The sequence below is a fragment of the Solibacillus isronensis genome, from assembly GCF_023715405.1.
Taxonomy (GTDB): Bacteria; Bacillota; Bacilli; order Bacillales_A; family Planococcaceae; genus Solibacillus; species Solibacillus isronensis_B.
The window spans coordinates 1-23,749 of the sequence record NZ_JAMBOC010000007.1 but is presented as its reverse complement, the minus strand read 5'-3'; the positions used below and the strand labels follow the sequence as shown (position 1 = coordinate 23,749).

Here is a 23,749-nt window from a genome sequence, read left to right as displayed (position 1 = left end):
ACTATTCATCCTCACTTATATTTAAAATAATCGTTACGAGTGTACCGATAACCGTCAATGCGACACCTGCTTCAAAAATCGTAACAGTGGACAAATGCTTTTCTCCTATTAACGGGAGATTATAATAGCCATCTGTCTGTGTTAAAAATGGTACGTCAAAGAAAATCGAGGCAATGGCCGAACCGGTCGCCAGCAATACACCGATTGCAGCAACTTTTTTAAAGTCGAACGGCATCCCCTTATGCACAGTTTCAATATCGTATGTCAAATATAACAGGACAATCCCCGAGCCAAGAACTAACCCGCCGATGAATCCTCCGCCTGGAGCATTATGTCCTGCAAAAAATAAATACATACCAAGCGTAAAGACGATGAAAACAACGCCTCGTACAACTGATTTTAAAATAACATCATTTACTTTCAACGTCTCCATCCCCCTTTTTCGCCTTAAGCTTAATAAGTGTGTAGACGCCTAGACCTGCAATGAAAAGTACAACTACTTCAAGCATCGTATCAAATGCACGGAAATCGCCTAATATCGTGTTGACGATATTTTTCCCGCCAGCCAGATCATACGAGTCCTCAAAGTATTTCGAGATTGGTTCAAAACGATCGTAATTCATTACAGCTAATCCGATCAGTGTCACAGTTGCACCGACCGCAACCGAAATTGTCACCTTCGCAAAACGCCAGCTTTTCGAAATATACTCATTTTTAAGCTTCGGTAGATATTTAAATGATAGTAAGAACAGTGCTGTTGTAACCGATTCAACGACAAGCTGCGTCAGCGCCAAATCAGGAGCTCTAAATACTACGAAGAAAAAGGCAACAGAATACCCGAGTACTCCATTCAACAGCACGACTGTAATACGCTGCTTTGCAAAAATAATCGCAATTGCAGCCGCAATCATAACGAATACAAGAACTAATTCATATGGCTCAATCAACGAGTCTTTCGAAGGATTCCAGCTGAATACGTCCGCATAAATCATATACCCTGCCAGTAGCGTTACAAAAAATACATAGATATAAACGAAATAATACGTTAAATTACCGTTCATATAACGGTTTGTTACACGTCCTGATACACTCTCACTTGAATTAATCACACGTTCATAAATCGCATTTAGCGTAAAGCTTTGCGGTATCCACAGATAGACAGGACGCCATTTTTTTAATGTACGGTATAAGAAAACCCCTACAACAATGACACCAAACGTCATAATAAGTTCCGTATTTATATAACCGTGCCATGCTGCGATATGAGGCGTCATTTCCTCTACAGATGGGAACATTGGGTAAATGCTTGCCATCGCCGGACTTAAAATATAATGTCCCAAAACATTCGGGAATATAAAAATTCCAATCACGAAGGCAACTAAAATAAATGGTGAAATTAACATACCAAACGGCGCTTCATGTGGCGGCTTTTCCAGACGATCCGGCTGTATTTTCCCGAAGAATGTACGCATGACGATAATGACACAGTAAATAAACGTAAATACACTGGCCACCCAGGCGATAATCGGGAATAAAAGGCCGATGCTATCAAGTGAGAAAATATCAAGCTGTGTAATTTTTAATGTTGCTGCAAAGAACATTTCCTTACTTAAAAAGCCATTGAATGGTGGTAAACCTGCCATTGAGGCACTGCCGATTACAGCAATCGTAAATGTAAACGGCATTAACGACATCAATCCGCCTAACCGTCGAATATCGCGTGTTCCTACTTCATGATCGACAATTCCGACCATCATAAAGAGCGCACCTTTAAATGTCGAGTGGTTGATTAAATGGAATAGTGCAGCAAATGTAGCCTGCGTATAAATAACCGATTGTGTTGAATAACCAAAATGCAGTGCTGCAGAACCAAGACCAAATAAAGACATTATCAGTCCAAGCTGACTAATTGTGGAATATGCCAGCAGTGCCTTTAAATCATACTGGCGAACCGCATTGAAGGAACCCCAGAATAATGTTAGAAGACCTACCCCGCTCACTGCCCAGAACCATACTTCATGCCCGCCGAAAATCGGTGTTGTACGAGCTACTAAGTAAATACCCGCTTTTACCATCGTTGCAGAGTGTAAATAGGCGGAAACAGGTGTCGGTGCTTCCATCGCATCCGGCAGCCAAATATGGAACGGGAACTGTGCTGACTTTGTAAACGCACCTAAAAGTACAAGACACATTGCCGGAACAAAATACACGCTCGATTGCACGACATCCAAATTCGCAATAATTTCGCGAATACTAAACGTTCCGGATGCAACATATAACATTAAAAAACCAGCGAGCATCGCAACACCACCAGAAACGGTAATGGTCATTGCTTTACGCGCACCTGCACGAGATGCTTTACGATGATGCCAAAATGCAATTAACAGGAATGACGATACGCTCGTTAATTCCCAAAATACATAAAGCACCATTAAGTTATCTGAAAAGACGACGCCTAACATCGCGCCCATAAATAATAGTAAATAGCAATAGAAATGGTGTAATGATTCTTTCGTTGATAAATAGAAAATTGAGTAAAGTATTACTAAACTGCCTACCCCAGTAATGAGTAAGCTGAAAATCATACTCAAGCCGTCTAAATAAGTAGTAATATTAATACCGAAAGAGGGGATCCACTCAAATGTCTTTATGAACACTTCACCATTGGCAATTCGAGGGATATATGTAGCTAAAAGCGAAAATAAAGCAACAGGGACAATTAATACGAACCAACCTAAATGTATATTCTTAAATCTCCTGTATATTAATGGGATTAATGCTGCAGCAAGAAACGGAAGCATAATCGAAAAAGCAATAAGCAAAAGCAATAACCTCCTAACCGAGTGAGCCAATAAAATATGTAAAGTTCGGCAATCGAACAATCACACTTGACTATCTATATAACTATCTTCATAATAATGTGGCATATGGGGAATATATTTTCAAACAAGGGTAATTTAATAAAAATTGGAAAAGCAAAAATATAACAAAAAATTTACTGAATATAAATATGCATCATAGAAATAAGTATACAATAATAATGGGTGCATTGCACTGTAATAGCCTTCGTTTTATCTCAATTATGCTTAATTTCTCAATATATATTCGGATTCAATTCATTATTATAGGATAAGAAAAAGAGGTGCGAACTAAAATGAAACATGTTAAAGGCCGATTAGACGAAAGTATTTTGGTTTGTGTATATTACGGACAAAATGGTGAGCGTTTAATTCGCCGAGGACACAAGCTTGCTACATTACTTGACTGCCCATTATATGTGTTGACTGTTGATTCAAAGCCACTTGATGCATTTGATGCAGAAAAATCCGGCTATATCGAACAGTGGAAAGAACTGACTGATGAATTGGAAGTAGAACAATTCATTATTAAGGATAATGAAAAACGCCCATTCCATAAAGTGATTACAGAAATCGCAATGGATTTTAATATCACGCAAATCATCGTAGGTCAGAGTGCTCAAAGCCGCTGGGAGGAAATCACAAAAGGTTCTTTCTTGAATGTTCTCTTAAAAGAAGTACCATTCGTTGATTTTCATATAGTATCGGTAAAGCGTCCTTCTGAGGATGAACTGATCGATGTTTACGAAAAAGGTGTACGTGCTTATATAATCCAGGAAAATGATTATTATAAAGTCGTGTTTACATGCCCTAAAATTATTGCTCTGGAAGGGATTTTCTTTAAGGAAATCGGGACAGACTTTGATAATGGTATATTCAAGTTTAATTATAACGGGAAACTTTTAGAGGCCGATATAACAGAAGGTACTGTTAACAACCCTGAAATTCTTCCTAAAGATCGCTTTACTTCATTAAAACCTTAATACAAAGCTGTTTCCAAGTTATTGGAACAGCTTTTTTTAGAATTTATAAAGCAGGAAGGATTTTTAAAATGAAATTTGAAGTACCCAAAACAAAAAAACTATATGAACAAATAGCCGCTATTATTGAACAGAAAATTATGATCGGGGAAATATCACCTGGTGATAAATTGGATTCCGTTGAACAGCTTGCAAAAAACTTTGAAGTTGGTCGCTCTGCAATTCGTGAAGCTTTAACTGCTCTTCAGGCACGTGGTATTATCGAAATCCGCCAAGGAGAAGGAACTTATATCCGCAAAGTAACGGCCCAGGATATTTCGTTAAATATTCCTACATACGCATCCTTTTCACAGCAGGATTTACAGCAAATATTTGAAGTACGAAAAATTTTGGAATTAGGATTAATCGAAAATGCGGCAAAACGCAGAACAAATCGTCAGCTTGAACAATTAAAAGAAGCACTCAGTAAAATGAACCATGCTCTAATCGATCCTGAGACAAGCAGTAATGCCGATATGCAATTTCATGCAATCATTGCTGAAGCAGCGGACAACCCTTTACTAGTTTCAATGCTGCAAAGTGTTTCAAAGCCGATTGCACGCCAAATCCAGCATACTCGTTCCATTTTATCCACTACAGATCATGCTGCTTTATACAACTTACACGAAGAACATACCGCGATTTACAATGCTTTAGTGAATGCAGATGATATACAGGCTAAAAAGGCGATGGCAAAACATCTTGAAACCGTCGAATCATTACTTTTCAACCAATAATGTTTTAATACAATATTATTCTCTTTAAATACTAATTTTCCAAGTCATCAGATGACCTGTTGACTTAATTATCAGAAAGTTGTAAATTTAATGGAACAGGGGGGATTGGATGAATGTATCATTATTCGCTACATGTTTAGTCGATATGATTCAAAGTAATATCGGGAAAAACACGGTTGAGTTATTGGAGCGCTTAGGTTGTACAGTAAGTTTTCCAAAAGGCCAAACTTGTTGCGGTCAGCCGGCCTATAATAGCGGCTATGTAAAAGCTTCTAAAGAAACGATGAAAAACACAATTCGAGTTTTTGAAGATGCAGAAGTCATCGTCTGTCCATCAGGTTCTTGTGCATACATGCTGAAAGAATATGTTCATATTTTTAAAGATGAACCGCTTTGGCAGGAAAAGGCACAACGAATCGCAGACAAGACTTATGAACTGACACAATTTATTGTCGATGTACTTAAAATTGAGGATGTTGGAGCAAAACTGAACGGAACGGCTACTTATCACCCTTCCTGTCATATGACGCGCTTATTGAAAGTGCAGCAGGCTCCTCTCACATTGCTCCAGAATGTAGACGGTCTTGAACTGCTTGAAATGCCTCTAAAGGATAATTGCTGCGGTTTTGGCGGAACATTCTCTATTAAAATGGGACAGATCTCAGAACAGATGGTAGATGAAAAAATTGCTTCTGCCGAGCAAATTGCTGTCCATTATTTAATAGGAGCTGATGCCGGATGTCTCATGAACATCGGCGGACGGATTGACCGGAAAAACATTGAAATTAAAACAATGCATATCGCAGAGATATTGAATTGCCGCTAATAGAGAGGACGTGTTTCAAATGGCGATGAAAATCAGTCAGCAAAAATTTAATGAACGTCTTTCGACCAACTTGGAAAATGATTTTATGCGCGGTGCGGTAGCAGGCGCTCAACATCGTTTTCAAACAAGACGGAGCGCTGCTGTTGATCCTTTAGATTGGGAAGAATGGCGCAATCATGGAGAAGAAATCCGGCAGCATGTATTGGAAAATCTTGATTACTATTTACATGAATTGAGTACAAACGTTGAAACGCGAGGCGGCCATGTGTTTTTTGCACAAACTGCAGAAGAAGCTACCGAATACATTTCAACAATTGCCCAACAGAAAAATGCAAAAAAGATAGTGAAAGCTAAATCGATGGTAACCGAAGAAATCAATTTAAACTCACACTTGGAACAACTGGGATGTGAAGTAATTGAAACCGATTTAGGCGAATATATTTTGCAGCTTGATGACCATGACCCCCCTTCACATATCGTGACGCCGGCACTTCATAAAAATAAAGATCAGATTCGGGAAGTATTTGAACAAAAAATTGGCTATACGGCTTCCTCCCAACCTGAAGAACTAGCACTGCATGCCCGCAAAGTTTTACGTGATCATTACTTAACGGCGGATATCGGTATTACAGGATGCAATTTTGCCGTTGCCGAAACGGGTTCTGTTTGTTTAGTAACTAATGAAGGAAATGCGGATTTAGTAACTGCATTACCTAAAACGCAAATTTCCGTCATGGGGATGGAACGTTTAGTACCAACATTTGAGGAAATGGAAGTACTTGTCGGCATGCTGACACGCAGCGCGGTTGGCCAGAAGTTGACGAGCTATATTACAGTGCTGACAGGCATCAAAGAAGCTCTCGAAGTCGATGGCCCCGAAGAATTCCATTTAGTCATTGTAGACAATGGACGTTCCTCGATTTTAGGTGGCGAATTCCAATCGATTTTACAATGTATTCGCTGTGCGGCATGTATTAATACATGCCCTGTTTACCGCCATGTCGGCGGACATACGTACGGATCTATTTACTCAGGTCCCATTGGTGCCGTGTTATCCCCCTTATTGGGTGGTTATGATGATTATAAAGAGCTTCCTTACGCTTCTACTTTATGTGGTGCATGCACGGATGTATGCCCAGTGAAAATTCCATTGCACCAATTGCTTCATAAGCATAGGGAAGTGATTGTGGAACGGGAAGGCCGTGCCCCGATCAGTGAAAGTTTGTTAATGCAGGCATTTGGAATGGGCACCTCTTCGCAATCAATCTACCAGTTGGGCACTAAAGTAGCTTCAACCGTTATGAAGCCGTTCAAGAAAAACGAGAAAATTACAAATGGTCCCGGTCCTCTGAAAAACTGGACAGCGTATCGTGATTTTCCTTCCGTACAAAAAGAACGTTTCCGTGACTGGTTCGAACAGCATAATAAAGGAGGCAAATCTAAGTGATTCAAAATCGAGAACCCTTTTTACAAACTGTCGCTGCTCGTCTTGGCAGGTCCGCCCCTTCTTTAACAAAACCGGAACGAAACTGGAAGCACCTCCCTCAACACGAAGTATTGAAGGATGCTTCGATGGAAGAACTTATCGAAGTGTTGAGAGAACAATGCTTGAACATCCACACTACATTAAAAAAATGCACACAGCAGCAGTTGCCTGAAATATTAAATGAAACAATTGCAGAATACGGTGGTGGGCGTGTAATTTACAGCAATGATCCGCGTTTTAGAGTATTGAATGTGTTATCGGTTTTTGAACAATATGAACATTTAAAGTGGCAATCTGCAAACGGTAAGGAAAATATCGATTTTGCTGAACAGGCAAATGTCGGTGTCGTAATCAGCAACGTGACATTAGCGGAATCCGGCACAATTATGCTTCAAGCATCACCGGAAGTCGGCCGGACGCTTTCATTTTTACCTGAAAATTCTATTGCCATTATACCGAAAAGCAGCATCGTTCCCCGCATGACACAAGCTGCCCAGTTTTTACGAGAGCAGTCACATGTCTCGTCCTGTGTTAATTTCATTACAGGGCCAAGCAACTCCGCAGATATCGAAATGAACTTAGTCGTCGGCGTACACGGGCCGGTGAGAATGACGTATATTTTGGTGGAGGATTATTAAAAAAGAACTTCGGACATAAAAATCCGAAGTTCTTTTATTTTCCTATTCCCCTACTCGATCACGCGGCAGGAAAAATGCTACGAGCAACAATAATGTCAGTACCGATATAGCATTCATTGTGAAGTGTATTCCCATTTTGTCGATAAGGATTCCGATAACAACCGAGCCAATTGCTCCCATTCCAAATGCAACACCGACTGTTAAACCGGCCATTGTCCCGATTTTGGATGGGACAAGTTCCTGTGCATACACAACAGTCACTGTAAAGCTAACCATAATCAAGAGTCCGATAATAATAAGTAAAACCATTACAGCAGGCAAAGGAACAAACGGAAGTGCCAAGCAAAACGGAATCGGGGCGATCACCGAAAGCAATATAACATTTTTCCGACCGAAGCGATCTGATAATGGACCACCAAAAAATGTGCCTACAACCCCAACTGCCATGAATATAAAGATAAACAGCTGACCGCGCTCAATACTCATCCCATATTGTTCCGATAAATAAAAGACATAGAAACTTGTTATATTCGTAACGTAAAACGAACGAGCAAATATAATGAACAGCAGTACGATTAAAGCCATTCCAACCTGCTTTTTCGTTAAAGGAGGCAAGGATGAAATCAGCATTTTTTTGATTTTTGATCTCTTTTCCGCTTCGAGCTGACGTTTATACCACATCGATATTTTCGTTAATAAAAAGATTCCGATTGCTGTAAAAATAAGAATAACGGAAACGCCGTACATTCCGAAAGGCAAAATGATAAATGCGCTTAGTAATGGGGCTAATGCCTGTCCGCTATTGCCCCCTACCTGATATATGGACTGAGCCAAGCCTCGCTTATTACCTGCCGCCATAAACGACACGCGTGAGCCTTCTGGGTGGAAAATAGCTGAACCAAGTCCCAAGAATAGAACCGACACTAAAATCATCCAGTATTCGCCCGATAATATGAGCATTGTCAGCCCGATAAACGAGCTCACCATCCCAAGCGGCAATGCATACGGAAATGGCTTCTTATCTGTCATAAATCCGACGGCCGGCTGTAGAAGGCTGGCAACCATATTCAGGACAAACGAAATCATACCAAGCTGCGTAAACGTTAATCCTAAGTCCCTCTCCAATAATGGGAACATTGCCGGTATAACTGCCTGCATCGTATCATTAATTAAGTGACATACCCCTATCGAGACCATAATTGGGTAGACAGGGTTTGATTGTTTTACTGTTGTAGTCGACATTTTTTCACATTCTTTCTGCTATCAATACATTACTCATAATTTTTAATTCAGCAACTCGCTAATTTTATAAAAATACCCTTCAATTTTGCCTCTCGTATTGAATGCACTAAGGGTGCATAGATAATCGCATTTTATTCATACTACCCTTTATAAGGAGGGATTATCATAGAACTGAACCTTGGCGAAATGATTTTACGTGCAAGCTTTTCCTTTTTCGCGATATTAATACTCGCCCGCATCATCGGTAAAAAGCAAGTGAGTCAGCTCACTTTCTTCCATTATGTCACGGGGATCACTTTTGGTTCGATTGCTGCCGAAGTCTCGACTCAAGTGGAAACCCCTTTTTTAGACGGCATGGTTTCTTTAATCGTGTGGGCTGCATTAACAATTACCGTTAGTTATATTTCATTCAGATCTTCAAAAGCACGTATCCTTTTTGACGATAAACCGTCGATTGTCATTAATAACGGTGTCATATTAAATAATGAATTGAGAAAAGCACGGCTTCATCCGGACGAGCTCGCTATGCTGTTGCGTGAACAGAGCATTTTCTCATTTGATGAAGTACTATATGCCGTTTTTGAAACAAATGGAGAATTAAGTGTCCTGAAAAAGCCGCTTGCCCGGACTGCAACAAAAGAAGACGTATCAGTGTCTGCCCCTGCCCCGCAATACTTTCCTCTGGAATTGATTTCGGACGGGAAAATTATTCAGAAAAACTTAACGGAGCTTCAGCTTACTGAAGACTGGCTCAGAAAAAAATTAGCGAAGAAAAATATCCACGAGATCGATAATGTTTATTATGCGCAAATTTTAGAAAATGGATCACTTTATATTAGTATTAAAAATGCTAGTCCACCTTCATAACCATTTGAAAAGACATTTAATCTTCATTATATTACCAATTTTCTTGAAAGTTAATACAAAAAAGCAGAAATCAATTGTAAAACAACGATTTCTGCTTACTATTTATACTTTTAAATAACGAATATTGTTCTTGCTCATTTTAATGCCAAGCAGTACGATGACAAAAATTAAGATGAGGACAACTAATAAAGTATACCAATAATTTTCCATTAATACGCTATCTGTCAGAAGGCCTGTTCCGTATTGTGCAAGCTTCCAAGGTGTCACACTCCAAAAGCTGCCGATTAATGTATCAATAAGCAGACCGACTGGGATGAGAATAATTGTAATCGCAGCAGCGACCGATGTTTGGAAGGCTGCACTCATCGCAACAGTAAGCGCCATAACTAGCATCAGCCAAACACAATACGTACCGAGCATTGCTAAAAATTTTGATAAATCAACATTCCCGTAAAGCAGTACGGTATAATACATACTCCCCGCATATCCCGCCAATGCGCTGAGAATAGCAATCATGCTTGCAACAATCCATTTACTGAAAAACAAAGCAGTAAAAGACATTGGACGTACATAAAGAAGTGTCGCAGTACCATTCTGACGTTCACGGCTCACGGAACCGATAAAGGCAGTAATTAATACAAGCAGTCCAATCGATTGAAATTGCCCGGTTGATGCCATAAGCAGATCAGCAGGCTGAAGTTCAGGCATTGTCATCATAAATCCATCGGGCATATTGCCGACCGCCTGCAAAATATCTTCCATAAAGTAATTCATGAGCGGATCACTAATACCGAGCAATACAAAAACGAGCGGAATCCATAAAATTTTAAAGCTGCGAACACTTTCACGCCATTCTTTTAAAAGTAATGCTTTAAATTGCTGCATGCTTCCCCGCCACCTTCATAAAGATTTCTTCCAGGCTTGCCGTTTCCCTCTCAACTTTTACAACTTCATATGGTGATGCCGCCAACTGCTGAAGCAGCTGTTGCATCGATGGGCGTTCATCTACAATTTCCACATATGCTGCTATTCCGTTGGCTACAGCTCCTAATGTAGACTGACTCGCAAATTGCCGTGCTTCTTCCGCATTTGTGAACATTATTTTATAACGCGGTTCCTCAAACTTTTGCTTCACCTCTGTCAGTGATCCTTGCTCGACAAGTTGGCCGTCCCGTAAAAACAGCAGCTGATCGGTCATTTCCTCAGCATCGTTTAAAATATGCGTTGAGTACAAAATCGTCGTTTGCTGCTGTACTTCTTTCAATAAGTTCATCACTTCCCGACGTCCAACCGGATCTAGTGCCGATACCGGTTCATCCAGCAACAGGAGCTTTGGCTTATGAACTATTGCCTGGGCAATACCTAAGCGCTGTTTCATTCCTCCTGAAAACGTCTCGGTCTTTTTATTCATCGCATCCTGCAAACCTACAAATTCCAGCATCTTTTTGCATTCACTTTTTAATGAACGCTTCTCAAGACCGCTTAAGTTGGCTACCATCTCCATATATTCAATTGCAGTCAGCCAAGAATAGTACTGGGGATATTGAGGTAAAAAGCCGATTGCACTGCGTATATCCTTTACATCCGGCATGATGATCTTGCCGCTTGTCGGCTCCAGTATATTAGAAAGCATCGAAAGTGCCGTCGTTTTCCCTGCGCCATTCGGACCGATCAGCGCTGTAGATGTATGCATCGGCAAAGTGAACGATAAATCATCCACTACTTTTTTCGCACCAAATTGCTTTGTGAGACCCTTCACTTCAATACAGATCATTGGCTTTTCCGTCCGAACAGAAAGTAGGCGATCGGTCCGAGTGTATTAACAAACAATGATACGAGGACCCATACCCATTTCGGGCCGCGCGTCTCATAACTACGTACAATATCCACTATGGCAACCGCCGCAAGCACAAACTGCAATACTAATAACGGCGCAATGAGTCCCCAAGGAATATTCGATAATAGATCCATTTTAAATCCCCCTTAAATTTTTAAATGATGTTTTAAATTGACGAGTAAACTTTTATAGCGCGTATCGTTTTGCACACTGGCCAACATCGGATTATCGGCAATACTTTCATAAATAGATTTTTTGATTGTTTCTTCATCACGCGGTGTTTGCGTGCTCAGCATAACTTCCTTTGCGATCCAGCCATCCAGCAAGTAGAAATAATCATCCCCTGTAATTTGAAATGGAAATTTGATTTGTGTACAAATTTTTACATAGCGCTCAATACAGCGAATTGCTTCTTCTATATTATTTTGTGTTGCATATCCGCTCGCTGCCTTTATATAAAACAGCAGTGTGTTGTGTATATTCAGTTTATCTAAATGAAAAGTGTCTATTATCGTTTCAATCCGGCTGACCGACTGTTCGAAATAAGATACATTTCCTATTTCCAATCCAAGTGCTTCATTCGCATTCGTAATCATATACAGCAGATGCTGGTACATGTTGACCTGATGAATTTCCTTCGCCTTTTCTATATTGCCCAGCATAGTTTGTGCTGTAGCGATCAGCTGCTCAGTCCCAAGCTGAACTACAGCATCCTCCCCTAATAATTTGAGCACATGCTGAGGTTCCCCTTTTAAAATATACGTATATGCCTCCAGTAAATTCGCCTCGTTTTTCATCCGGTAATTTCCGCTGAACTCCTTTACACGTTTACAGAGTTCCTGTATTTTGTCCGCAGCGGCTTCTTTATTCTGTGCAAGATTAAAGTAATTGACGTAAAGCTGTGCCATCTTCAGTAAAAACGGGAAGCAACTATAATATTCTTCAATAAGTTGATCAATTGCTGTATCCACTTCAGCAAATGGTTCCTTTGAAAAGCGCTGTGCTAATTCCGCATACATTTTTAAAATTCGTTCATCCGTCAATTGCGGCTCATAACCGAGCAGTGCATCAATTGAAATGTTGAAAAATGTGGCAAGTTTCGGCAACAATGCGATATCCGGATAGCTTTGCCCCTTTTCCCACTTTGAAACAGCTGCCCTTGATACTCCGACATGCCTTGCAATTTCCTCTTGTGTCACTTGCAATTGCTTGCGGTGCTCTGAAAAAATGGCCGCAAATTGAAAGTTGGTCATCCCCCTCACCTCTTATTCTTATTATAAAAGAACTTTGGCTGATTAATAGCGACTAATTCTTTCGAAATATAGATTTTGTCAACTAATGGTTTCGTTTGGCAGTGGTGGCTAGTATTGTGGAGGCAGGATATTCTAATAAAATGGGGGGAAGTTCTAATATATTTTTATTTTTTCTAATAAAATCGCGTTTTTCTAATTTCTAATATAACCGTTCATTGTTCTAATAAAAATTAAAACGCCCTTCCTTCTCCTCTATTCATGTTTAAATGAAGACCTTGCCACTCGCAATTCCACCTCGTTTTCTAATAATACCGCCCGTTGTTCCAATAACCTCAACCCAAACCTGCGTACAACAAAAAAACTGCCTCCAAATGTAAAAACACTTCGGAGACAGCTTGCTCTATATAAAGTTTATTTAATTAAATGCTTAATTTCCTCGAAGCTTGGCAGTGCCGTTAACGCACCTGCTTTAGTTGCGGCCATTGCGCCCAGCTTGTTGCCGAATGCGACACAGCTGATTAAATCTTCTGTTACTGTAGGTAAACCATTGAAATGAACATAACGGAGTACGCCTGCCATAAACGCATCGCCTGCACCTGTTGTATCTACCGGAACAACTCGTTCAACCGGAACATGTGTTACTTCACCGTTTAATACAGCATATGCTCCATCAGCTCCAACTGTAATCAGCACGATCGGTACTAACAGCTCATCCAACTTTTGAAGACCTTCTTCAATTGTTGTTGTTTCTGTAAGGAAGTATAATTCCTCATCAGTAAGCTTTAAAATATCTGCATCTTCAAAGAATGAAGTAATCGTCTCACGGCAGATTTCTTCGGATTCCCAACGAAGCGGACGGATATTCGCATCGATTGCGATAATTGCTCCTTTATCCTTGGCCATATCCACTGCGGCACGTGTTGTTTTTAATGCTGTTTCTTCAAACATCGTTCCTGAACAAACATTTAAAATCGAAGCACGTTTGAATGCTTCTTCCTGTAACTGCTCTGGTGTTACTTGTAAATTCGGCGTCTCATCGACATAATCTTTAAATACTCGTTCACATTTTTCAGTTAAATGAACATATACACCACTTACACGCTTCTTCGCATCAAATACAGCGAAATCAAGATTTACACCTTCTTTTGTAATCTCTTGACGGCAAAATTCCGACGTTTCGTCATCGCCTGTAATTGTAATAAGTGCTGACGGTGCCCCAATACGACTAATCCCTGCTGCAACATTGATTGTTGCGCCACCTAAATACTTCGTGAATGAAGTATTGGTCTGATCATTTGCAATATAATCAACGAATGCATCTCCATAAACTAAGATGAATTCTTTGTCTATTTGGCTCATTAATTGTCTAACCTCCGACGTTGTATGTTCTTACTAATTTACCATAGAAAAGATATATTTATAAAACTTTATACTATTCTGAAACTAATGCTTTCTTCGCGAATGAATTTATTTTCTGTTATACTTTGTTCGGTAAGGAGTTGATTGTAATGACCATTACCATTAGACAAGCAAATCGAAATGACGCGAAAGCTGTCGCACCTTTAATTTATGACGCAATTGGAGACATTGCAAACAATTTGACTGGTGAAGAGGAAGTTTCGCAGATTTTAGCTACTTTAGAACAGTATGTCACAGAAACGACAAATCGACACAGCTATTTGAATACATTTGTAGCGGAACAACAAGATGAAATAGTTGGGATTGTCGTACTTTATGATGGACGTCTAGGGTACAAGCTCGATCGCCAGCTTGAACAGCAACTGGCTAAAAAAGGAATACAGACTACATTGGACGTCGAAGCACATATGGATGAATATTACATCGATACCATTTGTGTCTCGAAGAAAGCGCGCGGACTTGGTATCGGCACGCTCCTTTTGCAATTTGCCGAACAAAAAGGCAAGGAGCTTGGCTTCGAAAAAATTTCTCTAAATGTGGAACTAGAGAAACATGATGCACGGCGCTTGTACGAAAAAATAGGCTATCGTACAATTGAAAGCTGGACAATAATTAATGAGCCATTTCATCATATGGTGAAGTCGCTATAGAATAGGAAGAAACACTAAATGAAACAAAACTGGATTTACCCGCTATTAATCGTAATAGCGGCTAGTAGTTACGGAGTATTATCAACAATTGTAAAAGTTGCGATGCAGCACGGCTATACATCGTCAGAAGCCGTGACGAGCCAATATTTCGTTGGATTTTTACTCGCACTCGTGCTCTTTGTTGTAACACAACGCACATTACCGAAGCTTTCAAAGAAAGGTGCCATCACTTTACTTTTAGCCGGAATATGTACAGCGATTACGGGTATTGTTTACGGACACTCCCTAAATTATTTACCTGCATCATTGGCAGTTGTTATGCTGTTCCAATTTACATGGATTGGATTGTTCATGGACTGTTTCCTGAAAAGACGCCTGCCAACACGTATTGAATTAATTTCGTTAGTGTTTTTATTTATAGGTACGGTTTTTGCAGCCGGTGTAATTGATGTAGATTTATCGCAAATTGCTTGGCAAGGTTGGGCACTAGGGTTACTCGCTGCCTTTACTTTTGCTGCCTTTATGCAATTTAACGCTCAGCCTGTTGAAGGAGTAACGACGATCGGACGTACATTTATTTTATCTGTTGTATCATTGATCATCGTTTGTATCTTTTTATCGCCTGAAATTGTATGGAACGGCCAATTGACAGGCGGTCTTTGGAAGTTTGGTCTGGCACTTGGGCTCTTCGGTATTATTTTGCCGATTTTACTATTTTCGATTGCCGCGCCAAAAGTCGGTGGTGCACTTGTACCAATTCTGAGTGCAATGGAGCTGCCTGTAGCAATTACAGTATCTGTTATTGTATTAAATGAAAATTTAACGCTTCTCCAAGTTTTCGGTATCGTACTTGTACTGTTTGGTATGGTATTGCCATCCTATTTTGCTTCAAAAAAAGTACGTGTTATCGATAAAAAACAGCAGCTGTCCTGATTTTAGGGCGGCTGTTTTTTTATATTTACCGTTCGTTTACTTTATTTATTTGAATTGATAAAATTTTCTAATAATTGTAGAATGAGATTATCAGGTAGTAGTTTCTATCATTTGATTGGAGGCCCATTCAACATGTTCTTTCAGAATTACCGCAATCTAATAAATGAAAAAGAAGGAATTTTATTTCCTTCCAATAGTTATCGTCAAATGGTTTTACAGCCCGCTTATGATGAGGCACGCAAGCATTTTTTGGATGCGATGCTTCAGATTCATATTGCCCATTTAAAGATGCTTGAAGAACAGGAATTGGTTACCCCAGAAAATGCACGTCGCATCGGTCAAGCTATTCAAAAAATTGATCTGGAATATTATAAAACCCGGGATTATAACCCGCAATTTGAAGATTTGTTTTTCCGCATTGAAAACAAGCTAATCGAACTCGGAGGCGACATTTCCGGAAATTTACATATTGGACGCAGTAGAAACGATATGGGAATCGCCATTTACCGCATGACATTACGTAAAAAGATGCTCACGCTCATGCAGGAACTTTTGAATTTACGTCAATCGCTAATCGCCTTTGCCGAAGAGCATGTAGAGACGATCATGATTGGCTATACACATACACAGCAGGCACAGCCGACAACGTTTGCCCATTATTTAAAGGCTGTCATTGACCAGCTCACTAGGGACTATAAACGAATGCAGGCAGCATACAATACCATTAACCGCAGTAGTATGGGCGCGGCGGCTTTGACAACTACAGGCTTCCCGATTAGCCGTGAACGAATGCAGGAATTACTTGCATTTGATGACTTAATCGAAAATGCTTGGGATGCCGTTGCTGGTGCCGACTATATCGCGGAAGCAGCTAGTATCGTTCAGCTAGCCGCACTAAATTTAGGGCGCACATCGCAGGACTTTTTACTATGGGCAACGCAGGAATTCAATGCTTTTAAGCTTGCCAGTCCTTATGTGCAGATCAGCTCCATCATGCCTCAAAAACGCAACCCTGTTTCAATCGAGCATACACGTTCGCTGCTTTCATCGGTTGTCGGTGATGCGGCAACAGTACTACAGATGGTCCACAATACACCATTTGGAGATATTGTCGATACGGAAGATGATATGCAACCTTATTTATGGCGGGCAATCGACCGGTTAGTCGGGATTTATAAGCTCTTTGCAGGTATGGTCCTCACGATGGATGTAAATAAGGAAAACTTACTGAAACGTGCGCAAAACAGCTTTGCCAACGTAACAGAGCTTGCCGATTCTCTCGTACGCTCCGAGGATATTTCATTCCGCCAGTCACACAAAATTGTCAGCCTTTGTGTACGAGAACTGATGGAAAATAATAAAGAATCGCTCGCAAGCCTGACATGGAACTTGGCCAACGAGAAATGCATAGAAGTTACAGGAAAGTCTCTTCAAATTAATGAGATTGCCTTTTACCAGGCGATCCAGCCGGAGTACTTCGTTAATATACGTACATTAAAGGGAGGGCCTGCGCCTGCAACAATGCGAAAATCGTTAAAACAGGCACAAGATGATACAGTCCATCTTGAAAGTTGGCTGAGAGAAAAAACAGAGACAATTTTAAAAGCCGAAAATCGATTGGAACAAATTTTAAAGGGGTGGACGGAACATGAGTAATCGTTATGTATTAGCCGTTGATGGTGGTGCATCAAAAACAGTAATGAGCATTCGTTCTACAGATGGGCGTGAACTATTTACCGCAACTTCTACAGGATCGAATTACCAGGCAGTAGGAATTGAACATGTCCAACATGTGTTTACCGGCCTGCTCAGGAGTGCAGCAGCCCATTTACCGAGTCTGTTTATTGATGTAGCGATCTTTGCGCTTTCCGGCATTGATACCGATCAGGACAGAAAGATTATCGAGGAAATTATTGTAGGAAGTATCGCCCGCTCCCCTTTCACATTCGGTCAAATTCTAATAGAAAATGATGTTGAAGCAACGTTAAAAGGACTCGGGAAGAACGATATTAGCCTGCTTATTTCAGGTACAGGGGCTATTTGCTATAGTCTGATGAATGACAAGATTAGCCGTGGTGGCGGCTGGGGACACCGGATTGGTGATGAAGGAAGCGGTTACTGGATCGGAAAACATATTGCGAAGGCGATATTCCGCGCTGCTGATGGACGCAACAAGCCGACCGTATTAACAGAGCTTGTTTTAGCAGGTCATCATGTTAACAGCACAGATGAATTATTTAATCTCATTTATTCAGCTGATTATACTAATGCCCGATTAGCCAGCTTCGGGTCCTATTTGCAACAGGCGGTTAAAATGGGCGATGCCGTTGCACAGAAAATCATGCAAAAGGCAGCGGATGAACTCGTTTTATTGGCAGCAACGACATTAAAAAATGCGGGTTATGCAAATAATGACCATACACTGTTTTTAAATGGAGGGATTTTAAAAAACAATCCCGGTCTGGTTGAAATAATAACTACACAGCTTCAAACAACACACCCGAATATAACGTTAAAGTTATGTGAAGAAAAGCCGATTGAAGCTATTTTTAATCGTGGCTTACGTGAATTAAACGGGGCCCATTCTGTAAAGTGAACATATAAAAATCCCCTTTAGCATCAATTGCCTAAAGGGGGGTCTATTTTTTATTGTACTACGTCTTCCTGACTTCCCAGCTTAGACTCGATTAAACCTTTTGCCTCATCCTTCATCTCATCTGTAATCGATAAATAAACTTTCCCCAGCGCCGTTAAAATGATAAACGCATCATCTGTTAACCCGACTAATGGAAGAAAATCGACAACTAAATCTAATGGTAAAATGAAGTACCCTAGCGCTCCTAAAACAATGAGTTTACTCGATTTAGGCATGTCCGGACTACGGAGGGCGACGTAAAGTGTGGCAGCTGCCTGCATCGCTTTATAGCCTAACCCACCACCGAATTTTTTTATTTTATGCAGAAACTTTTTATCTGAGTAATGTTGGTCTTGGCCTTCAATCATTTTTTCAAAGTTATATTGTTCGCTCATACGTATGCTCCTTTCCTTGCTATTACTTTATTGTTCCTCAAATATGCGACTTGTAATCCTATACGTTTTCGCAATAAGAAAAGATTCATTTCGTATTTTGCCTTTTATGTAGGAAATTTAACCAAAGTTGCTGAAATATTTTTGTCGGGTTCAACACTTCGTCATAGTAAATAATTGAATTTTTCCGGAGCTTTGCATGACCGATCGGCACTTCGTAGACAGGAACCTTTCGTCTTATCGCCTCAATCAGCATGTTCGTGTCATAGTGGTAAGACTCCCCTTTCACTTTACAAAGCCATGGCAGATGTCCTCTTGGAATGTAACGTAATCCTGTTTGGATGTCGAGCAAACGTTTCCGGATAAGCAGTTCAAACATCATCGAGTAGGCAAGATTTTGCAGTTTACTAATGAACGGGTAGTCTGAGTCTTTGAAATCACGAATGCCTAGTATAATCCCGTCCGAAAAGATTTTCGTACTCGATAACACTTGTTCCACATCCAATACCGAGTGCTGACCATGTGCTCCTACTGTAATAATTCCCTTTGCCTGCAATCGAGACTTTAAAATATACTCCATCCCTGTTTTAAGTGCGCGACCTTTCCCCAGGTTTTTGTCATGTGTTAATATTTCGCAACCTTCTTGCTGTAATTGTTCAAACAGACCGTTATATTTTTCCTCACTGCCATCGTTAATGACAATAATATTGGCAATCTGCAATGCACGCAGTTTCCTGACAAATTGCAGAAGGGCCGGTAAAGGGTTTAGCGCTGGAATCATAACAATGACTTGCTCCATTTTGCATGCTCCTTCATAGAGTATTTACGATAAATTATTTATTTGAACATTATTCATCCGCATTTAATACAGCGGGAATATATTTTCTATATATAAAAGGGGACGCTCAAATATTGCACCGTCCCCTTTTCGTAAATATTTCCCCGGTCATTGCCAGATAATTTTTAGCTTTGTACCGTTGCTGCTTCTATTTCTTGGTTAAATACGCTTTTTGCCTTTTCAATATCAACTTGCAGCTGTTGCTCTTGCAATGCTTCACCAATCACAACAATAGCCTGCTCCAGCATTTCCGCTGTTGTATTCCCCATATGTCCAATGCGGAATGCTTTTCCTGCTAAGTGGGCTAAAGAACCCGCTACGATAATGCCGCGGTTCGCTAGACTTGCTCGGAACTTGCCATCTTCAATACCTTCAGGATATATAATACAGCTTAATGTCGGCGCAGCTACTTCTTCATTAGCCAGTGGTGTCATCCCGTAAGAACGCAGTGCCGCACGAATCGCTTTACCAAATGCGATATGACGCGCTTCACGTTTCTCCATACCTTCTTCTAATACAATATTCAGTGCAACATCATATGCGTAAATTAAGTTAACCGGAGGCGTCGCAAAGTACATTGCCGGGTTATCCATAATATTGCGCCAATTATGTATATCCGCATAATAGGCCGGCACTGTCCCGATTTGTTCACGGGCAGCCAATGCCTGCTGACTGAAAGCTACAATCGCCAGCCCTGGTGGAATACCAATTGCCTTTTGTGATCCTGTTAACACAATATCAATTTTATAGTCTTCTTCACCGTAAGCTTTACTCATGTCCTCTTGCAATGCCGCTGTTGCGACAACACCATCGACAATGACAAGTGCACCAGATGCTTTAATAATCGGTACAAGTGTCTCTAAATCCGATACGACTCCAGTAGATGTATCGGCATGTGTAATTGTTACTGCCTTATAATTGTTAGCCTTCACTGCTTCCTCAACAAGCGTTGGGTCTACACGCTCACCCCATGTTGACTGCAGTACATCGACTTCAATTCCAAACGCCTTTGTAAGTGGTGTAAAACGGTCACCGAAGTAACCGTGACTAATAACAAGCAGACGTTCACCTTTTGCAATAGTATTTACTATTGCCATTTCCATTGCCAATGTTCCTGAACCTGCTACAACATATACTTCTCCATCTGTATTAAACAGCTTTTTCGTATTAGCCAGCGCATTTTTAAATGTCTCCACAAACCTAGGATCGGTATGGCCTCTCGTTTCACTTGCCAAGGCGTCATAAATCTCATCCATTACCGGTGTCGGTCCTGGTACTAATAACAATTCTTTATTTTTCATTTATATTACTCCCTTTTCTTAATAGTAAAAATATTCTATCTATATAATATTCTCTACACTTTATTAGAACTCCTTTATTTCTACAAAATAGAAAATGCCTTTTTAGCCCCATCCAAGCTAAAAAGACATTCATCTTTATAAAAACCCCTTAGTTTTCTTTATATGTTGGGAGGCATCCCATACTAAACCGCGTTCCAATTCGATTTAGCATTGTTCATAGTAGTCAAGCTGTTCAAGTTCAAGAAATTATTCCTCTTCCGCATCCTATGTTTCATTCAATAGTCGCTTCGGCATAACGTCTATTTACTAAGTGCACATTCCCCAATGTCACTTGAATCGGTAAGATAGAAGAAAAGGAATACGTTAATCCGAAGTAAGCAGTTCCCCGTTTATGAATCTATTCATAACACTGCCTAGTAAACTTCAACCTTATACAAATTGCTCTGTTTCAGTAGAGCCGGACATAGCAGTTGTCGAAGATGTACCACCTGAAATTGTTTGTGATACTTCATCAAAGTAACCAGTACCTACTTCACGCTGGTGACGAGTAGCAGTGTAACCTTTACTTTCAGCAGCAAACTCTGCTTGTTGTAGTTTAGAGTAAGCAGCCATACCATTGTCTTTGTAGTCATGCGCAAGCTCGAACATTGAGTAGTTTAAGCTGTGGAAACCTGCAAGTGTAATGAATTGGAACTTGTATCCAAGTTTACCTAACTCACGTTGGTACTCTGCAATCTCTTCATCTGATAACTTAGCTTTCCAGTTGAATGAAGGCGAGCAGTTATACGCTAACATTTTTCCTGGGAACTCAGCATGGATTGCAGCAGCAAACTCACGAGCTTCTTCCAATGACGGGTGAGAAGTCTCACACCAGATTAAGTCTGCATATGGTGCATAAGCTAAACCGCGTGCAATCGCTTGCTTAATACCTGGTTTAGTACGGTAGAATCCTTCTGGAGTACGTTCACCCGTTAAGAACTCTGCATCACGTGGGTCAATATCTGACGTTACCATATCAGCAGCATCTGCATCTGTACGTGCGATTAAAATTGTATCAACGCCAGCAACATCAGCAGCTAAACGTGCAGCAATTAAGTTACGTACAGCGTTTTGCGTTGGTAATAATACTTTCCCGCCTAAGTGACCGCATTTTTTCTCAGAAGCCAACTGGTCTTCTAAATGCACACCAGCAGCACCTGCTTCAATCATCCCTTTAACTAATTCGAATACGTTTAATGGACCACCGAAGCCTGCCTCCGCATCAGCTACAATCGGCGCAAACCAGTCGAAGCCATCATCACGGCCTTCTGCATGGTCGATTTGGTCAGCACGCTGAAGCGCCTGGTTAATACGTTTTACTACTGCTGGTACAGAGTTTGCCGGATATAAAGACTGGTCAGGATACATTTGACCAGAAAGGTTTGCATCAGCCGCTACTTGCCACCCCGATAAGTAGATTGCCTGTAAACCTGCCTTTACTTGCTGTACTGCCTGATTCCCCGTTAAAGCACCTAAAGCATTAATGAAAGGTGCATCATGTAATGACTTCCATAAACGAGCAGATCCTCGTTTTGCTAATGTTTGCTCCTGGATGAATGAACCTTGTAACTTTACAACCTCTTCTGCTGTATAGCCACGCTCAATTCCTTTCCAACGCGGGTTTTCCGCCCATTCCTTTTGTAAAGCTTCGATTCTTTCTTGACGAGTTGACATAATAAATTTCCACCTTCCCCATTGTGTATGGATATTCTGTTAGAAAAATTTGTGATTGACTGTTCCATAACAGAACATCTTGCTGTAATATAATGTATAACAGAATGTTTAATTTTTCATTATTTTCTGACAAATTAACTTTAATTTAGGATGAATGGGTATATTTGGAGGATGAATTGTCAATTAGGCAATAATACAGAAGGAGTGGATTTGCATTGTCATTACAAAATATTGAAGTCGAAAAGAGCATATTAAATCAGTATAAAACTATTTTAGAAGATTGGATTCCTCAAGATGCATCGATTGCAATAGCAGTAAACAATAGCTTTATTTATTTCAGTACAGGTCATCACCATTTTTCATTGAAAGTAGGTTCTGCTGTACCGAAAGACAGCATCGCTTACAAAGTACTTCAAACAAATCAAAAAGTTGATGCTGTTATGGAGAATACACTTTTTGAAATACCTTATTATGCGATTGGTTATCCAATTTTAGTGAACGGTGAACAAGGTGCCTTAGTTGTCGTCCTGCCCCCATTATTTAAAGTTAAGAGTTCAGATATGTATCAGTTTTTAACAGGGAAACAAATGGAAGATTGGGTACCGATTTCGATTGATGAAATTTCTCATATTGAAAGTCTGCAAAAACGGACATGGTTTTACTCCAAAGGAGAACAATACAAAACAGCCATTACACTTAAAGAGCTGCAGACTCGATTACCAAATAACTTTCTTCGCATTCATCGTTCTTATATTATAAATATTTGCTTTATAAAGAAAATCTCGAGGGATCTGACTTCTAATTTTATTGTTCAACTGAAGGATGGCGTAGAGTTACCAGTAAGTCAGTCCTATATCAATAACTTACGGGCCGTCCTGGAGTTTTAATAATAGAATGGGGAACCTTACAAAAGCTTTACTAATAAAAATTCAATAAAAGGAAAACAAAAAACCCACTGATTTCTCAGTGGGTTTTACATGTGCGAAGCGACGTCCTACTCTCACAGGGGGAAGCCCCCAACTACCATCGGCGCTAAAGAGCTTAACTTCCGTGTTCGGTATGGGAACGGGTGTGACCTCTTTGCCATCATCACTTCACTATTTTC

General features: G+C 40.3%; 23 protein-coding genes and 1 rRNA gene. 11 read left to right on the top strand and 13 right to left on the bottom strand.

Annotation, left to right across the window (positions count from 1 at the left end; all coding sequences use genetic code 11):
- Position 1: 1 nt before the first annotated feature.
- Entirely contained in the window at positions 2-424 is a 423-nt protein-coding gene (locus M3166_RS17645) for a Na(+)/H(+) antiporter subunit B (protein ID WP_251691378.1), read from the bottom strand.
- Positions 411-2,822 (bottom strand): Na+/H+ antiporter subunit A, encoded by a 2,412-nt coding sequence (locus M3166_RS17640; RefSeq protein WP_251691376.1) that lies wholly within the window; start codon positions 2,820-2,822, stop codon positions 411-413. Before M3166_RS17640 ends, M3166_RS17645 begins: the two co-directional genes overlap by 14 nt.
- A gap of 332 nt (positions 2,823-3,154) precedes the next feature.
- Here M3166_RS17640 and M3166_RS17635 point away from each other — a divergent pair, with 332 nt between their 5' ends.
- From M3166_RS17635 to M3166_RS17615, 5 genes are all read left to right on the top strand, one after another.
- The gene (locus M3166_RS17635; RefSeq protein WP_251691374.1) at positions 3,155-3,841 is read left to right on the top strand and encodes a histidine kinase; all 687 of its coding nucleotides are present in this window, start codon (positions 3,155-3,157) and stop codon (positions 3,839-3,841) included.
- Between the two features lie 68 nt (positions 3,842-3,909).
- Positions 3,910-4,614 carry a FadR/GntR family transcriptional regulator gene (locus M3166_RS17630; RefSeq protein ID WP_251691372.1) on the top strand — a complete coding sequence of 235 codons (705 nt, stop codon included), beginning with the start codon at positions 3,910-3,912 and terminating at the stop codon, positions 4,612-4,614.
- 109 nt (positions 4,615-4,723) lie between these two features.
- Positions 4,724-5,440 carry a (Fe-S)-binding protein gene (locus tag M3166_RS17625; RefSeq protein ID WP_251691370.1) on the top strand — a complete coding sequence of 239 codons (717 nt, stop codon included), beginning with the start codon at positions 4,724-4,726 and terminating at the stop codon, positions 5,438-5,440.
- Positions 5,441-5,459: 19 nt separating this feature from the next.
- Positions 5,460-6,887 carry a LutB/LldF family L-lactate oxidation iron-sulfur protein gene (locus M3166_RS17620; protein WP_251691368.1) on the top strand — a complete coding sequence of 476 codons (1,428 nt, stop codon included), beginning with the start codon at positions 5,460-5,462 and terminating at the stop codon, positions 6,885-6,887.
- Positions 6,884-7,564, top strand: coding sequence for a LutC/YkgG family protein (locus M3166_RS17615; protein WP_251691366.1), 681 nt, complete (start codon positions 6,884-6,886; stop codon positions 7,562-7,564). Before M3166_RS17620 ends, M3166_RS17615 begins: the two co-directional genes overlap by 4 nt.
- 42 nt (positions 7,565-7,606) lie before the next feature.
- On the opposite strand, the gene M3166_RS17610 is transcribed toward M3166_RS17615, so the two are convergent.
- Positions 7,607-8,806 (bottom strand): MFS transporter, encoded by a 1,200-nt coding sequence (locus M3166_RS17610; protein WP_251691364.1) that lies wholly within the window; start codon positions 8,804-8,806, stop codon positions 7,607-7,609.
- Positions 8,807-8,992: 186 nt separating this feature from the next.
- Between M3166_RS17610 and M3166_RS17605 the strand changes: the two genes are divergently transcribed.
- A complete protein-coding gene (locus M3166_RS17605) occupies positions 8,993-9,673 on the top strand; it encodes a YetF domain-containing protein (protein ID WP_251691362.1) in 681 nt (226 codons plus the stop codon).
- 102 nt (positions 9,674-9,775) lie between these two features.
- Here M3166_RS17605 and M3166_RS17600 read toward each other — a convergent pair whose 3' ends face one another.
- The 5 genes from M3166_RS17600 to M3166_RS17580 form a co-directional block, all read right to left on the bottom strand.
- Complete coding sequence (locus M3166_RS17600; RefSeq protein ID WP_251691360.1) at positions 9,776-10,558, bottom strand: ABC transporter permease; 783 nt, start codon at positions 10,556-10,558, stop codon at positions 9,776-9,778.
- The gene (locus M3166_RS17595; protein ID WP_251691358.1) at positions 10,545-11,447 is read right to left on the bottom strand and encodes an ABC transporter ATP-binding protein; all 903 of its coding nucleotides are present in this window, start codon (positions 11,445-11,447) and stop codon (positions 10,545-10,547) included. The genes M3166_RS17600 and M3166_RS17595 overlap by 14 nt, the downstream gene beginning before the upstream one ends.
- Positions 11,444-11,644: a PLD nuclease N-terminal domain-containing protein gene (locus tag M3166_RS17590; protein WP_251691356.1), complete on the bottom strand. Its 201-nt coding sequence runs from the start codon at positions 11,642-11,644 to the stop codon at positions 11,444-11,446. The genes M3166_RS17595 and M3166_RS17590 overlap by 4 nt, the downstream gene beginning before the upstream one ends.
- Positions 11,645-11,656: 12 nt before the next feature.
- Positions 11,657-12,763, bottom strand: coding sequence for a helix-turn-helix domain-containing protein (locus M3166_RS17585; protein ID WP_251691354.1), 1,107 nt, complete (start codon positions 12,761-12,763; stop codon positions 11,657-11,659).
- Positions 12,764-13,174: 411 nt separating this feature from the next.
- On the bottom strand, positions 13,175-14,122 hold the full coding sequence (locus M3166_RS17580) for a carbohydrate kinase family protein (RefSeq protein ID WP_251691353.1): 948 nt from the start codon (positions 14,120-14,122) through the stop codon (positions 13,175-13,177).
- A gap of 149 nt (positions 14,123-14,271) precedes the next feature.
- Between M3166_RS17580 and M3166_RS17575 the strand changes: the two genes are divergently transcribed.
- The 4 genes from M3166_RS17575 (at position 14,272) to M3166_RS17560 (ending at position 18,361) form a co-directional block, all read left to right on the top strand.
- On the top strand, positions 14,272-14,832 hold the full coding sequence (locus tag M3166_RS17575; RefSeq protein ID WP_251691351.1) for a GNAT family N-acetyltransferase: 561 nt from the start codon (positions 14,272-14,274) through the stop codon (positions 14,830-14,832).
- An 18-nt stretch (positions 14,833-14,850) separates the two neighbouring features.
- Positions 14,851-15,765 carry an EamA family transporter gene (locus M3166_RS17570; RefSeq protein ID WP_251691348.1) on the top strand — a complete coding sequence of 305 codons (915 nt, stop codon included), beginning with the start codon at positions 14,851-14,853 and terminating at the stop codon, positions 15,763-15,765.
- 132 nt (positions 15,766-15,897) lie between these two features.
- Entirely contained in the window at positions 15,898-17,421 is a 1,524-nt protein-coding gene (gene argH, locus M3166_RS17565; RefSeq protein ID WP_251691346.1) for an argininosuccinate lyase, read from the top strand.
- Positions 17,414-18,361, top strand: a complete 948-nt coding sequence (locus tag M3166_RS17560; RefSeq protein WP_251691344.1) for an N-acetylglucosamine kinase — start codon at positions 17,414-17,416, stop codon at positions 18,359-18,361. The genes argH and M3166_RS17560 overlap by 8 nt, the downstream gene beginning before the upstream one ends.
- A gap of 50 nt (positions 18,362-18,411) precedes the next feature.
- Here M3166_RS17560 and M3166_RS17555 read toward each other — a convergent pair whose 3' ends face one another.
- The 4 genes from M3166_RS17555 to aceA form a co-directional block, all read right to left on the bottom strand.
- On the bottom strand, positions 18,412-18,795 hold the full coding sequence (locus M3166_RS17555; protein WP_251691342.1) for a YkvA family protein: 384 nt from the start codon (positions 18,793-18,795) through the stop codon (positions 18,412-18,414).
- A gap of 85 nt (positions 18,796-18,880) precedes the next feature.
- Entirely contained in the window at positions 18,881-19,591 is a 711-nt protein-coding gene (locus M3166_RS17550; RefSeq protein WP_251691340.1) for a glycosyltransferase, read from the bottom strand.
- A 164-nt stretch (positions 19,592-19,755) separates the two neighbouring features.
- Positions 19,756-20,931, bottom strand: coding sequence for a pyridoxal-phosphate-dependent aminotransferase family protein (locus M3166_RS17545; RefSeq protein ID WP_251691338.1), 1,176 nt, complete (start codon positions 20,929-20,931; stop codon positions 19,756-19,758).
- Between the two features lie 429 nt (positions 20,932-21,360).
- A complete protein-coding gene (aceA, locus tag M3166_RS17540; protein ID WP_251691336.1) occupies positions 21,361-22,644 on the bottom strand; it encodes an isocitrate lyase in 1,284 nt (427 codons plus the stop codon).
- A gap of 215 nt (positions 22,645-22,859) precedes the next feature.
- Between aceA and M3166_RS17535 the strand changes: the two genes are divergently transcribed.
- Positions 22,860-23,531 (top strand): LytTR family DNA-binding domain-containing protein, encoded by a 672-nt coding sequence (locus M3166_RS17535; protein WP_251691334.1) that lies wholly within the window; start codon positions 22,860-22,862, stop codon positions 23,529-23,531.
- Positions 23,532-23,625: 94 nt separating this feature from the next.
- On the opposite strand, the gene rrf is transcribed toward M3166_RS17535, so the two are convergent.
- Positions 23,626-23,741, bottom strand: a 5S ribosomal RNA gene (gene rrf, locus M3166_RS17530).
- Between the last annotated feature and the right edge of the window lie 8 nt (positions 23,742-23,749).